The following is a 13,344-nucleotide window of genomic DNA, read 5'->3' on the forward strand; positions in this document are numbered from 1 at the left end:
ACTGTGCAAGACGAGGGTTCGATGTCGCAGAGCGACCAGGCCGATAGGCCGACGCAGGAAGAGGCAATCGCCGCCATTGATGAGTTGATCGCCCAGGGGCAGCTTCAGGAGGCCGAGCAGGCCATTGAGCAAGCGCTGGAGACCTATGGCAGCGATGATACGCTGCTGGTCTTGCGTGCGGAGTTGGCGCTTGAGGGGGGTGACGCTCAGGAGTGTGTGTTCGCGGTTCAGGACGCGCTCAAGCGCGTGGAGAGCGACGAGGCGCGCGCGCAGCTTCTGGCTTTTGAGGGCTATGCCCACTATGAGGCTGACGCCTTTGAAGAGGCACGTGCGGCGTTTAACGCGGCGGTGCGCGCCGATGGGGAGTTGTGGACGGCCGTGGTGGGCCGGGCGATGGTGCACGAGTCGCTGGGCTTCTTCCGCGCTGCACTGCTGGACGTGGCCCGTGCCATTGAGCTTGATGGCGAGGAGGCGCAGCCCTATGCGATCCGCGGCAACATCATGCTCACCAGCGGCAACGCCGCCCAGGCTGAGCCGGACTTCCGCAAAGCCGTGGAGCTTGATGCGGCCGATGAGGAGTCGCGTCTGACGCTGGCGCGCATCCTCTCGCTGGCCAAGAAGTCCTCGGAGGCCATTGAGGTGCTTGAGCCCCTGGTCGATGAGGGCGAAGATCCCGATCTGATCGCGCCGGCGGCGCTTTTGCGCAGCCAGCTCTCGCTGACCCTCGGCAGCACCGCGGCGGCCAGCGAAGATGCGCAGCGGGCCATGGAGCTGTGGCCTGATAAGCCCTGGGGATACCTGCAGCTGGCAGCCTGTCACCTGACCGCTGCGCAGGCCGAAGATGCGATCGTCGCGCTCAAGACTGCCGAAGAGCTCGCCGGTGATATTCGCGATGTGCCGGACATCTACGCTCTGCGGGCCTCGGCCTACGACATGCTCGAGAAGCCGGAGAAGGCCCGCGCGCTGCGTGAAGAAGCCGAGGGCAGCCCGCGTCTTCCCGGTGTGGTCTATGGCGAGGTGCTCAATCCGGTGCGCAACATTCCCATCAACCCCAGCAAGCCCATCGATGTCAGAGGGCTGCTCACGGAACTCTTCGGGCATCCGAGCAAAGCGCCGGCGGGTTACGAGAAGGCCATCCGCGATGTGGTGGATCGCCTCCCCGAGATTGTGGCGCAGAACCCCGGGGTGGGGCGCATTCAGATTGAACTTCCGCAGGTTGAGGGCATGAGTGGTCCGCCCCGCAGCCTGATCGTCCAGGTCAATCAGCCCCAGGGGCAGGTGCCGCGGTCGGAGGCCTGATGAGCGATGTGTTTGAAGATGTGCTCTTTGAGGGCGACGCGCTTCGAGTCACACTTCGGGTCGACGCGTCGGGTCAGGCCAGCGTGCTGCTGGAGAGTGAGCCCGGCGGCCCGGACCTCTCGGTGGAGGATGAGGTCATCGTGGTTGGCAACGGCCAGGGCTGTCCGCTTGAGGTGCAGAGCCCGCAGCGCGCCGTGGCTGCGCTGGGCTCGGAAGACCAGCTCGCCACGGGCACCTACGCGCTGATGGTGCGGGTGCACGAATTCTTTGAAGGCTGGGAGTTCGGCGAGGACTGAGAAAGCGTCAGTTTCCCACGACGTGAAGACACCCGGACGCGAGACCTGTCAGCGGCGCACGACCACCGCGACGGTCTCGCGTTTTTCTTCGGCCCAGCGCTCTTTGTACTCCATATCGGTGCCCAGGTCGTAGTGGGCCACGCCCTCCTCACAGAGGTGCTCGATCATGGCCATCTGCGCCAGGCTTCCCGGTGAGACGTCGCGGAAGTCGTCGTGGTAGCTCATCTGCAGACCGCGGAAGGCGTTATTGAAGACCCCCCCGAAGCAGTAGGCGATGTCGACGCCGTCGAGGGTCACAAACAGAAAACGCAGCGCGTCGCGGCGCGCAAGCCTCGGGAGCATGTCGCGGTAGAAGACTTTCATCGGGCCGTCGATGATGCCGGTGTCGGCTTCCCCTTTCCAGCTGAGGCGTTCAAGCTCCAGGGCGCGGTCGAGCAGGGCGTGGGCCTGGTTCTCGGGTTCAATGCTGTGATGGTACTCCAGGGTGAGGCCGCGCTCGTCGGCGCGCCGCTGGATGCGCCGCAGGTTGGCGCGAAACTTCGAGGTGCGCCGGCGCATAAAGCCCTCGATGCCCTCCTCCAGGCTGGCCACCCGCCGCACTGAAGAGGGCCCCAGACCGAGCGAATAATGGCGGCGAAAGCCCAGAATCAGATGATCGAAATGCAGGGAGTCGGGAACAATTCCGGAGAGAAAGAGGATGTTCCAGGCAGGCATCTGGCCGCGGGCCTGCTCGATGAAGTTGGCGATGAGTCCCTCGACGTCGGCACCGGCAAAAGGGCAGGCCAGCGCCCAGCTCGCTTCCAGCGGGTGGAGGTAGGTGCCCAGGCTATGGTCGCTTCCCACGCCCAGGGCCACAAAGCCCTTCTCGCACTCGCGGGCCCACAGGGTGTGAGCCGGTAAGAAGGCGCGCCAGGCCGGTAATATCCAGAACGACGACGAGCAGAAGTGGTCAATCTGCGGTGTCGCGGCGATAGCAGCGTCGAACTCATCGGCACGCTGCTCCATGTCTTCGGCGGTGATCTCACGCATCTCGACCTCTTGACTTTCAGTGAGCCCCTCTCTAAAGCTAAGCCGGTTGTGCACCGAGCCAAAGCTCACCGATCGCGATCGGTGCAAGTCTCTTCCAAAGAACGGGGAAGTTCCATGGATTTGAGCCGGGCGAAGTACATTTTGCCAAATATGTTCACCCTTTCGAGCATCGTCGCCGGGATGTATAGCATCCAGCTCTCGACGACGGCCACCGGGGTCGAGGAGATGACGCTGGCCGCCTGGCTGGTGATGGTCTCGATGGTCTGCGACACCTGCGATGGACGCGTGGCGCGGCTGACGCGTACCGAGAGCGAGTTCGGGGTGCAACTCGATAGCCTGGCCGATGCGATCAGCTTCGGGGTGGCGCCGGGGTTTCTGCTCTACAACTGGGGCTTGAGCGAGCTGGGGCTTGCGGGGCTTTTGCTGGCCAGCGCTTATACCGCGGGCACGGTCCTGCGTCTGGCGCGCTTTAATGTCATGGCGCATCAGAGCGAAGGTCCGGCGCGTTATTTTCTGGGGCTCCCCTCACCGCTGGCTGCCGGGATGGTGGCCTCGCTGGTGCTGGCGCATGTCTCGTTTAGCGGCCAGATCGCCACTGGAGCCTCCGAAAGTGTGGCGGCGGTGGCGCTGTTGTTGGGCGGTTTGATGGTGAGTAACGTGCGTTATCGCACGTTTAAAGACGTGAAATTCCGCGGTCCGGCGGCCCTGGTTCTGGTGCTGCTCCTGGCGGCGGTGACCGCCCTGGCGGTGGTCTATAAGGCCGGGGTGGCGCTGGTGGTGGTGACCGCAGTCTACATCGTGGTGGGACTCTGCGGCGGGTTGCTCAACCTGGGACGCAATGTGCTCGGCGGGGCCAGCGATGACGACGGGGCGGACGGCGTATTGCAAGACCTGCGTGACAGCGAGCGATAAGTCCGGCGGGAACGTTGTATGGATGTGACGCGAAACGGCGTGCCCCGGATAAGGGGCGCGCCGTTTTCGTAGGAAGTTCGGTGTGAAGAAGGTTGCTCTACCCCCCTGCACATGCGCTATCGTGGCTATTAATCCTGCGAGTCGATGACCTTATAGGAAGGCGATGAATATGATGACGATCAATAGAATGTGGCGCGTCTGCGCGGCGGCGATGGTGGTGGGCGTATGTGCGGTGGGGTGCAGTGATGATCCGGATCCGATCGACACTGCTGATGTTCAGGAGGATGCGGGCCAGGACGCCCATGATAGCGGGGATTCAGGCGATGTCGGCGATCCGGAAAGCTGGGCATGTTCGGGAGAGCCGTGTGTGATCGACGAGCCCTACCTGCCGGTGCCACAGCAGGACGGCGTCGATCCGCAGGGAGGCGCTGCGCCTGAAGATGCACCCGGAGCGGGGCAGGCCCGGCTCTGGCGTGTGGGTGAGGAGGGCACCGGATTTTCGGGCGTCTGGAGTCACTGTCGTGAGGGCGACTATATTCTTAGTAACGCCGAGATTCGCGTCTGCATCCAGGGAACCAGCACCAACCGCTATGAGACGTTTACAGGCGGCAAGCTCGTCGACGCACAGCGCGTCGATCAGACCGGCGAAGATGTTCTCGACATGGTCATGACCCTGGTTGAGTTTGGCACGGCCACCGCTGATAAGGTCGAGGTGGTGCGCGATGGCAGTGACGGCGGGGTGGCCGTGCTGCGTGTGACGGGCGCCGATGTGGAGCTTGCGCATCTGGCCGGCGTCCTCGGTCAGCGCTTTGGCGCGCGGGTGGGGCTGGAGGTCATCACCGAGTATCGGCTGGCCCCGGACACCACCCATGTGGAGATCGTGACCTTTGCGCGCTCCGCCGGCGATCGTGTCGTGTCGCAACAACTCGGGAGTTGGTTGGCCTACGGCGACCGCGCACGCCCCTGGACGCCCGACAAGGGCTTTGGCGTGGGACGCGGCGCGATGCCCTGGATCGCCGGGGTGGGGGCCGGTCGAAGCTTCGGGCTGGTCTTTGAAGAGAGCGCTTCACCCCTGGGGGTGGCCTCCTCTCAGGACATTCCCTGGGCAGAGATGCGGATGTTCAGCGGACAGATCCCGCGTGATGAGCCCGCCGTGTTGCGCCACTTCTTTGTGGTCGGGGATGGCACGTTGGACTCGGTGCGCCGTCAGGCCGCGCAACTTCGCGGCGAGGAGCCGGGCTGGCAGGAGGTTGCCCTGAGCGTGGTCGATGCCGGCGGTACTCCTGTTGAAGGCGTCGAGATCTACATCACCTCTGGCGAAAGCGCCCTTACCGTGGTCACGACCGACGCCACGGGCCAGGCCACCGCGCTTCTCGATGAGGGAGGAGGGTACACCGCCGAATTGCGCGACTTCGCCGGACCGCTCACCCTCTCTCGCGCGTTCGAGGTCGATGGTGAAGACGTCGTCTTTGAGATCAGCGAGGTCGGCGCAATCGAACTGGAAGTTCGCGATGAAACCAGCGGTGAGCTGCTCCCGTCCCGAGCGCGCTTTGTGGGCGACGGTGCTGACTTCACCCTTTATGTCGAAGACGGCACGTTGAACTCGGCGGTTCCGGCCGGCACCTACCAGCTCGTGCTTACGCGAGGCTCGGAGTACGACGTTACCGTGCTCGATGTGGAGATCCTCGCCGGAGAGACCGCCGAGTACAGCGCCACACTTCTGCACGGCGTCAATACCGAGGGGTGGATCAGCGCGGACTTCCACCAGCATATGGAGCCGAGCATCGACAGCGAGGTGCACGTGCGTGACCGCGTCCTGGAGAACGTCACCCAGGGCCTGGAGCTTGTCGTGCCCACCGACCACGAGGTCGTCACAGATCTGAGCGGGGTCATCGCCGAGATGGGCCTTGGCGACTATGTCTCCACCTTCCCCGGGCTGGAGATCTCCCCGGTCTACTCGCACTTCAACCTCTATCCCTTCCCCTACAACCCGGATCGTCGTGGTCGAGGCTCCATTGAGCTCGCCTATCAGGATGAGACTGATGGGGAGGTCTACTTCCGCCGGATCCCCGAGATCGTGGAGATTGCTCGCCAACTTGAGAATCCGCCTCTGGTGCAGATGAATCACCCGCGCAGTAACTCCGGGATGTTCAAGCACGTGCGCTACAATCCGGAGCTCGGGCCCGACGCGGTCACTCACGAGGATTTTGTGGCCGACATAGACGCGGTGGAGGTGATCAATCGCTTTGGCGACGCCTGCGCGGTACTCGCTGACTGGAGCGGGTTGCTCAACAGCGGGCGTCGTGTCACCGGCCTCGGGAACTCCGACAGCCACCGCGCCAATGGCGAGGCGGGGGTGCCGCGCAACTTCCTGTGCATCGACGCCGCCCCCGGTGAGATTGAGGCCGATGAGGCCAAAGCCATGCTGCTCGCTCAGCGCGTGACGGTGGGCTCCCATGCCTTTATTGACTTCAGCGACGGGAAGATCCCCGGCGATGAGATCGAGGCTCAGAGCGGTGAGACGCTCAGCTTTGGCGTGCGCGTGCAGACCCCGAACTGGTCGCAGGTTGAGCGCTTGTTTGTGATCGTCAACGGTTCGGTGGTGGAGACCCTGGAACGCAGCGCTGAGGCCGGCGCGCGCTTCGACTTCGATGAGACGATCGAACTCAGCTTTGAGGAAGATTCCTGGGTGGTCTTCTGGTTCGATGGCCCCTCGCCCTCCGGGACGGTGAACTACGGGGAGCGTACGCTGGGCTTTACCAACCCGGTTTATGTGAAGGTCAGCGGTGAAGACGCCTGGCAGGCTCCGGGCCCGCGTGCCATGAATCTGGACGCGATCAATACCGGCTACTGCGAAGATTGATAGGTCGTGCTGCCTGGCCGGGTGATGGTTTGATGGTGTCTCGCTGCGCGAGAGTTGTGGATGTTGCAGAAGGTCAAAGAACAGGTCGACGGTGCGCTTATCGAGACGATCCGCCAGGATGTCTGGGAGCGTATCCGCACGATGGATGCCGGGCAGAACGACTACGGCTACGATCCTTTCGGGTTTGAGCCGGAGTTTCTCAAGTATGTGGCACCGCCGGCCATCGCGCTCTACCGGCACTATTTTCGGGTGGAGACGTTCGGGATTGAGAACATCCCGGAGTCCGGTCCGGTGCTGCTGGTGGCCAACCATACCGGGCAGATTCCACTCGACGGGATGATGATCGCCACGGCCGCGCTCATCGACCGTACGCCGCCCCGGATGGTGCGCAGCATGGTGGAGCGCTGGGTGCCCTCGTTGCCCTTTATCTCCAAGATCTTCGCGCGCGCCGGCCAGGTGGTGGGCACGCGCGAGAACGCGCGCATCTTGCTGCGGCGGGGAGGCTGCATCCTCGTCTTTCCGGAAGGGCAGCGCGGCATCAACAAGACCTACGATAGGGCCTATCAGCTTCAGGAGTTCGGGCTGGGCTTTATGCGTCTGGCGCTGGCCACAGGCACCCCCATTGTGCCGGTGAGTGTGGTGGGGGCCGAGGAGCAGATGCCGGCGATTTACGATGTGAAGTCGCTGGCGAAGTTGCTGGGAATGCCGGCCTTTCCAATCACGCCGACCTGGCCTTTGCTCGGACCGCTGGGGGCGTTGCCGCTGCCGGTGAAGTACCGCATCTACTTCGGCGAGCCGCTGCGTTTTGAGGGCGACCCGGACGAAGAAGATCGCGTGGTAGGCGGACATGTCGAGCGGGTGCGTGAGGCCATCTCTCAGATGATCGATCGCGGGCTTGAGGAGCGTCGGGGGGTGTTCTTTTGAAGCAGCGCAGCCGACGCCCGCGTAAAGAGCGGGTCCTTATTACCGGGATCGGAGGTAACCTGGGACGGGCGGTCGCTCGCCGATTGCATCGCCGCTTTGAGGTGGTGGGCATCGATCGGCGTTCGGTGCGTCATATGCCCAAAGATGTCGATATCGAGCAGGTCGATATTCGCCGTCGCCGTGTTGAAGATGTGTTTCGACGCCAGCGCCTTGATGCGGTGGTGCATCTTAACATCATGCACGATCCCAGAAGTCGTCAGGACGAACATCATCAGTTCAATATCGTGGGCACCCAGAAGATCTTCGAACTCTGCGCCGAGCATCGCGTGCCCAAGGTCGTGGTTCTTTCCAGCGCCGATGTGTACGGGCCGGACCCGCGCAACGATCAGTTTTTGAAAGAAGATGCAGCTTTGATGGGAGGTCAGAAGTTCGAGGCAATTCGCGACCTGATCGCGCTCGATATGTTCTGCAACACCTTCTTCTGGCGCCATCCTGAGATCGAGACGGTGATTCTGCGTCCGGTTCATATCGTGGGACGCGTGAATAATGCGCCGAGTCGGTATCTGCGCCTGGAGCGGCCGCCCACGATTATGGGCTTTGATCCAATGGTGCAGCTGATCCACGTGGAGGATGTGGTCAGCGCCATTGAGAAGGCGCTCACGCCGGGAATCCGCGGGGTCTTCAACCTGGCGGGCCCTTCGCCGGTGCCTCTGTCTTTCATTCTGGATCGGCTGGGACGTGAGCCGCGCCCGATGCCCGAGCCTCTGCTGAAGATGATGCTGAGCACGGCGTGGTCTCTGAAGATCAGCGACTGGCCGGTGCCGGAGCTCGATCATATCAAGTACGTCTGCATGGTCGATGATAGCCTGGCGCGCAACCAGCTGGGTTTTGCACCTTCGCATGACCTTGAGTCGATTCTCTATGAGCTTCGACCCGGGCAGAGGCCCTGAGACTGCCTCCATAGACGCATGGAGGGGGCCTCCCGGTGGGTTCTGCTTCACTGGATGGAACGTGGCCCATCGTGGGTATCCTCATTGAACCAGTGAAGTGTGGGGTGTTAGTTACGTTTTTTTACGGGACATGATGAATTCGTGTCTTTATAATCTTGCGCAATGATGCTTGTATCGTCGGTCTTCATGACACGACCCGAACGGGGGAAGTAATGGAGTGACGAGGGCGAAGTGCCATGTGGTTCGTGGCATGCTTGAAGCTGATGAAGAATTGCATTCTCTTGTTTTTTGCGCGTGGGGCCTGACCTTCAGGCAACACACTGCGCAGATCATGACGAGTGCGATGTAGGTTCGCAAAATGACGTGGATGGGGGCTGCAATGTGGCGAGGCGAGTAGCGATGAATCTCAAGAAAGACGTTTATACGACGTTTGAGGCGGCCAAGATTTGCAACGCCAACATCACCTCGATCAAGAACTGGATCGAGCAAGGCGAGCTTCGCGCGTTTCGTACCCCCGGCGGTCACTTTCGTATTGAGCGTCAGGTGCTTGATGATTTTCTTTCGCGCCACCGTATGCCCAACCCCTTTGCGCAACAACGTCAGCGGCGGGTGCTGGTCGTGCACTCCGATGCGGGGCTGGAGGCGCGGGTTCGGGCGCGTTTCGGCGATGAAATCGACTACGACGTCAGTGGTGATGCGGTCGACGCATTGCTGAAGATCGGGCAGTGGCAGCCCGATGTGGCGGTGCTCGATAGTGAGCTTCAGGGGCTTGATGTGCTCGCCCTGTGCAAACGCGTCAGGGAGCATGAAGAGTTGCAGGGGATGATGATGGTCGTGATCTGCGGCGATGACGCCGTGGAGGCGATGAATTTTCGCGGCGCCGGAGCGCGCTGGGTGGTCGCACGCAGCGAGGGCGAAGACGCCGTGATGGAAGCGCTACGTCGCGCGTTGCTCTAGTCGAGCTGGACATCTTTGCAGAGATGAAAAAAGCCCGCGTCCTCCGGAGAGGACGCGGGCTTCTTCATGTCAGGTCGACATGCCGGAACCAGCCGGCAAATCAGATGCGGCGCGCTTTGATGGTGATGGCATCGCCGGCAATATCGTCGCTGACGATCTCAAAGCCGGCGCGTTCCAGGCGTTTGTGCAGCTCGTCGCGGGAGAACCAGTGGAAGCGGGTCGGAATCTCGGCGGCGCGCTTGGCAAAACGACGCAGCATGCCCTCACCGAGGATGAAGGTGCCGATCACGCAGATGCCACCGGGCTCCAGGATGCGCGCAAAGTTGCGCAGAGCCTCATCGATGTCGTTGAGCAGGTGCAGGGTGCCGGCGCAGTGAAGACGGTTGAACGAGGCGCGGCTCACCGGGATACGGGTGGCGTCGCCGCGGATCAAGAAGACCCGGCCATCAAGGTTCTCGCGGCGGATGTTACGGCGGGCTGTTTCGAGCATCGGCCAGGAGAGATCCATGCCGACGACCAGGGGAAGATCCCCGCCGGTTTCACGCGTCTCGGCCAGGCCGATGCGCTGGGCAAAGTAGCGGGTGAAGTTGCCGGTGCCGCATCCCACGTCAATCAGGCGAGTCTCTGCGCCGAAGTCGAGGTAGTCGGCGGCCAGGCGGTACTCTTCGCGCATGGTGCGCTCGCTGACCACCCCGGTGAGACGCGGACGCATGATCTCTTCGTAAAACTGGGCGTAGAATTTGGTCTCCATCAATTTCTGGGTGACGGAGCGGTCCGGGGCGTGGGGAGGCGCCAGATCGGCCACGTCATCCTGGAGATTGAACTGACGCTGGCAGGCCTCACAGGTGATGGTGGTCAGGCTGACCTCGAAGGTGTCATGGCCACAGGCCGGACAGCGCAGCGTGCTGATGAAGCGCTCGCGGAGCGAAGGCAGAGCGGTTGAGGCCGCTGCCTTCCCGGGCGCGCTGGCTTCGTCGACGCTTCCTCCGGTGGCGCTGGCTTTGGTGCTCTCGTCGGAAGCTTTCCCGGGAGTGATGTTCTCGACGACGTCAGTGATCGGTGCTTTCTTCGCTTCGGCTTTCTTCGCTTCGGCTTTCTTCGCTTCGGCCTTCTTCGCTTCGGCCTTCTTCGCTTCGGCCTTCTTCGCTTCGGCTTTCTTCGCTTCGGCCTTCTTCGCTTCGGCCTTCTTCGCTTCGGCTTTTTTCGGCTGAGCTTTTTCGGGGGAGCTCGTTTTCTTTGCGTTGGCGCGTGATGGCGAGGGAGCGGCCTCGCGGTCGACCAGACGCTGGACGCTGCTGAGGATCGTGGCAGCTTTTTTGGCACCGACGCCGTTGAGCTCGGTTAAGCCGCCCTCGCGGGCCAGTTTGAGGAGCGCCGGAAGATCGCGCACGCCGTGGTCAGAGTAGAGCTCATCAGCCAGCGCGGGACCTACAAAACGTACGCGGGTCAGCTCATTGAGGACGTCTTCTTTTTTCTTGGCCATGGGTCAAAACCTTTGCGTCGATCCAGCTCATCAGCAAGTCAAATTAGGCGATGTGGTCGCGCCGGGCTCAGCCAGCGTGCAGCTGGCCGGGGAGAGGTATCGCCCATATACGTCGACATACGGCGCAGAAGCATAACTCCCGGCCGCTATAAGACAAGGTGTTGACGCATTGCGTCAAGTGCAGCTGACCGCTCGTCGGTCGGTGCTCAGGGTTTGCGCGGCCGGCCGTGGCTCAGGAGAGGCTGGAGATGCTCTTCGATCAGGGCGTCGCAGTCGTCGAGGGTCATGGCGCGCACCCAGATATTCTGGGGGTAGATGGCGACCGTGCCGCCATCAACGTGGCACCAGCCCAGGCATTCGGTGCGGGTGATCCAGATGCGGGAGAGCATGCCGTGGGCTTCAATCCAGCCGCGCAACTTCTGGTAGATGGCCTCGGCGTCACCGCTGGCGCAGCTGGGCAGAGCAGACTTATGACGTTGGTTGACGCAAACCAGCAGGTGAGCAAGGCAAAAGGAGGTGTCGACAGGCTTCATGGCGAACAACGGGGTCGAGATCAGGCCTCGGGACGGCGCGCGCGAGCGACGCGGTCGTGTCCGGCCAGATCGGGTAGAATCGCAATCTCCTCAAAACCGGCGTCTTCTAAAAGCTCGCTGACCGCTGACCCCTGGCGGTATCCGATCTCGAGGAGAAGAAAAGCGCCCGGCTTAAGAGCATCGAAACTTGCCGGGATCAGGCGCCGCACGATATCGAGGCCGTCCTCTCCGGAGAATAAGGCGCCCTCGGGTTCAAAGTCGCGCACATCGCGCATCAGCTGCTCGCGCTCCGCAGTGCCGATATAAGGCGGGTTGCTCACCAGCATATCGAGCGTATGCCACTCGGCGGGGAGCGCATCGAGCAGATCGCCCTGGAAGAACGACACGCGATCGGAAAGGTCCAGGGCGTCTGCGTTTTCTTTTGCGAGTTCGAGGGTGGGTCTGGCGAGGTCGGTGGCGGCGAGGTCCAGATCGGGGCGTTCGCTGGCCAGTGCCAGTGCGATGGCCCCGGTGCCGGTTCCGATGTCAGCCACGCGCAGCCGCGTGCCCTCATCGGCCTCCGGAAGACGTTTGAGCGCGGCCTCCACCAGCGTCTCGGTATCGGGACGGGGAATCAGCGCGCGGGCATCCGTTTTGAGCGTGATGCTCCAGAAGTCACGCTCGCCAGTGATGTAAGCTACCGGTTCGCCGGTGGCGCGGCGCTTGATCATGGCGCGGTAGGTAGCCAGTTCGCTCTCGATCAGCGGGCGGTCGAACTGGGCATAGAGCTGAATCCGCGGAAGATCCAACGCGTACGAGAGCAGCACCTCGGCGTCGACCCGCGGTGAGTCGATGCCGCGCTCACCGAGGAAGTCGGTGGTCCAGCGCAAGATCTTGAGGATGGTCCAGGGGGGGCCGAGTTTCTCGGAGGTGCTCATAGGATACTGTCGCGCAGAAGGGGGGAGTCAGGCCCGAAGGGGCACGTCGTTTGCGGCCCTCCTGATAGTCGAGATCGGCGCGGCTGAAAAGGCTGAGAGCTTGACGTGATTCGACCTCGGGCTTAAGGTTCGCCCGGATCGGTGCGCGTGATGCGCGTCTGTCAAGCGCCGCGCATCACCCTCATACCTCGGGTGCGGAGCGTTAGTGGTATCCCGAATGATTCAAGTTTGATCGTTTTACGATCTTTGAAGGAGTGCATATGGCTCGCGTTACCGTTGAAGACTGCCTTGAGCATATTGAAAACCGATTCGCGCTGGTGATGCTTGCCACCCAGCGTGCGCGTGAGCTGCGTCGCAGCAACGACCGCATCTTCCCCTCGTCGAACAAAGAGGCGGTGCACTCGCTGCGCGAGATCGGCGCGGGTTTCGTGCGCTTTGATGAGAAGAGCAAGCGCAAGCTCTCCAAGGCGCTGGGGCACGACGAGCTGGCCGCCGAGCAGGCCGAGAAAGGCTAAGCAGGTTTGCGGCGAGGAGTGATCTAAGGCTCCTCGCCGCATGACGTTCAGGCTTTGCCGGTGTCTCGACCGGGGAGCCCGCCGAGCAGGCGCCAGTCGTCGACGTTGAGCTCGCTTCCACGTAAAAAACGAAGCAGCAGGCGCTCATGGTCAGGTTGGCGGTGCCGGGAGAGCAGCCGAAAGGCGTCGACCACGCTGTCAAAGCAGCGGGTGAGCTCTTCGAAGATGATATGAAAAGCGCCGCCGGGTTGTTTGTAGGCCATCAGTTCGCCCAGGCGGCTGTAGGCGACGCGACCCATGTCACGGTAGTAGCCTGATTTGACGGGTGTGCGGTTCAGGCGCTCTTCGAAAAAGCCGCATGAGAAGAGGCTCGCATCACCCAGGCGCCGGTAGGCGTCGATGCGGCGCTCGCCAGCGGCGCTCATGGCCTCGCCGAGGATGAAGGCCGCGGGTTTCTCAAAGCCGATGGTCTGGGTACTCTCGGCCGTGCTGCGTGCGAAGCCTTCGAGGAGATGGACCAGGTAGGTCTGGGTCTCGTCGGCAGTGGTGAGCTCCAGGGCGTCGAAGGCATGAGCAAGCTCGGCGCGGAAGTAGTGGAGCAGGTTAGCGACCTGTTGGATGTTCGGCGAATCCGTCATGCAATACCTCCCGGACTCAAGAGTTGTG

13 protein-coding genes are annotated in these 13,344 nt (G+C 62.4%); 8 read left to right on the top strand and 5 right to left on the bottom strand.

What is annotated here, in order from left to right; genetic code table 11:
* Positions 1–21 precede the first annotated feature (21 nt).
* Both EA187_RS11740 and EA187_RS11745 read left to right on the top strand, forming a co-directional pair.
* A complete protein-coding gene (locus tag EA187_RS11740) occupies positions 22–1,299 on the top strand; it encodes a tetratricopeptide repeat protein (RefSeq protein WP_115605162.1) in 1,278 nt (425 codons plus the stop codon).
* Entirely contained in the window at positions 1,299–1,595 is a 297-nt protein-coding gene (locus EA187_RS11745; protein WP_127780372.1) for a hypothetical protein, read from the top strand. Before EA187_RS11740 ends, EA187_RS11745 begins: the two co-directional genes overlap by 1 nt.
* A gap of 48 nt (positions 1,596–1,643) precedes the next feature.
* Here EA187_RS11745 and EA187_RS11750 read toward each other — a convergent pair whose 3' ends face one another.
* Entirely contained in the window at positions 1,644–2,624 is a 981-nt protein-coding gene (locus EA187_RS11750) for a GNAT family N-acetyltransferase (protein WP_115605159.1), read from the bottom strand.
* Between the two features lie 114 nt (positions 2,625–2,738).
* Between EA187_RS11750 and pssA the strand changes: the two genes are divergently transcribed.
* From pssA to EA187_RS11775, 5 genes are all read left to right on the top strand, one after another.
* The gene (gene pssA, locus EA187_RS11755; protein ID WP_115605157.1) at positions 2,739–3,536 is read left to right on the top strand and encodes a CDP-diacylglycerol--serine O-phosphatidyltransferase; all 798 of its coding nucleotides are present in this window, start codon (positions 2,739–2,741) and stop codon (positions 3,534–3,536) included.
* Between the two features lie 169 nt (positions 3,537–3,705).
* Positions 3,706–6,399, top strand: a complete 2,694-nt coding sequence (locus EA187_RS11760) for a CehA/McbA family metallohydrolase (protein ID WP_127780373.1) — start codon at positions 3,706–3,708, stop codon at positions 6,397–6,399.
* Between the two features lie 60 nt (positions 6,400–6,459).
* Positions 6,460–7,323, top strand: coding sequence for a lysophospholipid acyltransferase family protein (locus EA187_RS11765; protein ID WP_127780374.1), 864 nt, complete (start codon positions 6,460–6,462; stop codon positions 7,321–7,323).
* A complete protein-coding gene (locus EA187_RS11770) occupies positions 7,320–8,273 on the top strand; it encodes an SDR family oxidoreductase (protein WP_115605153.1) in 954 nt (317 codons plus the stop codon). The genes EA187_RS11765 and EA187_RS11770 overlap by 4 nt, the downstream gene beginning before the upstream one ends.
* 399 nt (positions 8,274–8,672) lie before the next feature.
* Positions 8,673–9,230 (top strand): helix-turn-helix domain-containing protein, encoded by a 558-nt coding sequence (locus EA187_RS11775; protein ID WP_115605151.1) that lies wholly within the window; start codon positions 8,673–8,675, stop codon positions 9,228–9,230.
* 100 nt (positions 9,231–9,330) lie between these two features.
* Here the strand turns inward: EA187_RS11775 and EA187_RS11780 are convergent, their stop codons facing one another.
* From EA187_RS11780 to prmC, 3 genes are all read right to left on the bottom strand, one after another.
* Positions 9,331–10,713 carry a class I SAM-dependent methyltransferase gene (locus EA187_RS11780; RefSeq protein ID WP_127780375.1) on the bottom strand — a complete coding sequence of 461 codons (1,383 nt, stop codon included), beginning with the start codon at positions 10,711–10,713 and terminating at the stop codon, positions 9,331–9,333.
* A 206-nt stretch (positions 10,714–10,919) separates the two neighbouring features.
* Entirely contained in the window at positions 10,920–11,246 is a 327-nt protein-coding gene (locus tag EA187_RS11785) for a (2Fe-2S) ferredoxin domain-containing protein (RefSeq protein WP_115605147.1), read from the bottom strand.
* A 20-nt stretch (positions 11,247–11,266) separates the two neighbouring features.
* Positions 11,267–12,163 carry a peptide chain release factor N(5)-glutamine methyltransferase gene (gene prmC / locus EA187_RS11790; protein ID WP_127780376.1) on the bottom strand — a complete coding sequence of 299 codons (897 nt, stop codon included), beginning with the start codon at positions 12,161–12,163 and terminating at the stop codon, positions 11,267–11,269.
* A gap of 260 nt (positions 12,164–12,423) precedes the next feature.
* Between prmC and rpoZ the strand changes: the two genes are divergently transcribed.
* A complete protein-coding gene (gene rpoZ / locus EA187_RS20880) occupies positions 12,424–12,678 on the top strand; it encodes a DNA-directed RNA polymerase subunit omega (protein WP_115605144.1) in 255 nt (84 codons plus the stop codon).
* Positions 12,679–12,725: 47 nt separating this feature from the next.
* Here the strand turns inward: rpoZ and EA187_RS11800 are convergent, their stop codons facing one another.
* Positions 12,726–13,316 (bottom strand): hypothetical protein, encoded by a 591-nt coding sequence (locus EA187_RS11800; protein ID WP_115605143.1) that lies wholly within the window; start codon positions 13,314–13,316, stop codon positions 12,726–12,728.
* Between the last annotated feature and the right edge of the window lie 28 nt (positions 13,317–13,344).

This window comes from Lujinxingia sediminis, assembly GCF_004005565.1.
Lineage (GTDB): Bacteria > Myxococcota_A > Bradymonadia > Bradymonadales > Bradymonadaceae > Lujinxingia > Lujinxingia sediminis.

Bases quoted from the DNA above. Each gene is read 5' to 3' on its own strand.
- EA187_RS11760 (WP_127780373.1), top strand. From the start codon at position 3,706: ATGATGACGATCAATAGAATGTGGCGCGTCTGCGCGGCGGCGATGGTG.
- EA187_RS11765 (WP_127780374.1), top strand. From the start codon at position 6,460: ATGTTGCAGAAGGTCAAAGAACAGGTCGACGGTGCGCTTATCGAGACG.
- pssA (WP_115605157.1), top strand. From the start codon at position 2,739: ATGGATTTGAGCCGGGCGAAGTACATTTTGCCAAATATGTTCACCCTT.
- EA187_RS11800 (WP_115605143.1), bottom strand. From the start codon at position 13,316: ATGACGGATTCGCCGAACATCCAACAGGTCGCTAACCTGCTCCACTAC.
- EA187_RS11745 (WP_127780372.1), top strand. From the start codon at position 1,299: ATGAGCGATGTGTTTGAAGATGTGCTCTTTGAGGGCGACGCGCTTCGA.
- EA187_RS11785 (WP_115605147.1), bottom strand. From the start codon at position 11,246: ATGAAGCCTGTCGACACCTCCTTTTGCCTTGCTCACCTGCTGGTTTGC.
- prmC (WP_127780376.1), bottom strand. From the start codon at position 12,163: ATGAGCACCTCCGAGAAACTCGGCCCCCCCTGGACCATCCTCAAGATC.
- EA187_RS11750 (WP_115605159.1), bottom strand. From the start codon at position 2,624: ATGCGTGAGATCACCGCCGAAGACATGGAGCAGCGTGCCGATGAGTTC.
- EA187_RS11775 (WP_115605151.1), top strand. From the start codon at position 8,673: ATGAATCTCAAGAAAGACGTTTATACGACGTTTGAGGCGGCCAAGATT.
- EA187_RS11780 (WP_127780375.1), bottom strand. From the start codon at position 10,713: ATGGCCAAGAAAAAAGAAGACGTCCTCAATGAGCTGACCCGCGTACGT.
- EA187_RS11740 (WP_115605162.1), top strand. From the start codon at position 22: ATGTCGCAGAGCGACCAGGCCGATAGGCCGACGCAGGAAGAGGCAATC.
- rpoZ (WP_115605144.1), top strand. From the start codon at position 12,424: ATGGCTCGCGTTACCGTTGAAGACTGCCTTGAGCATATTGAAAACCGA.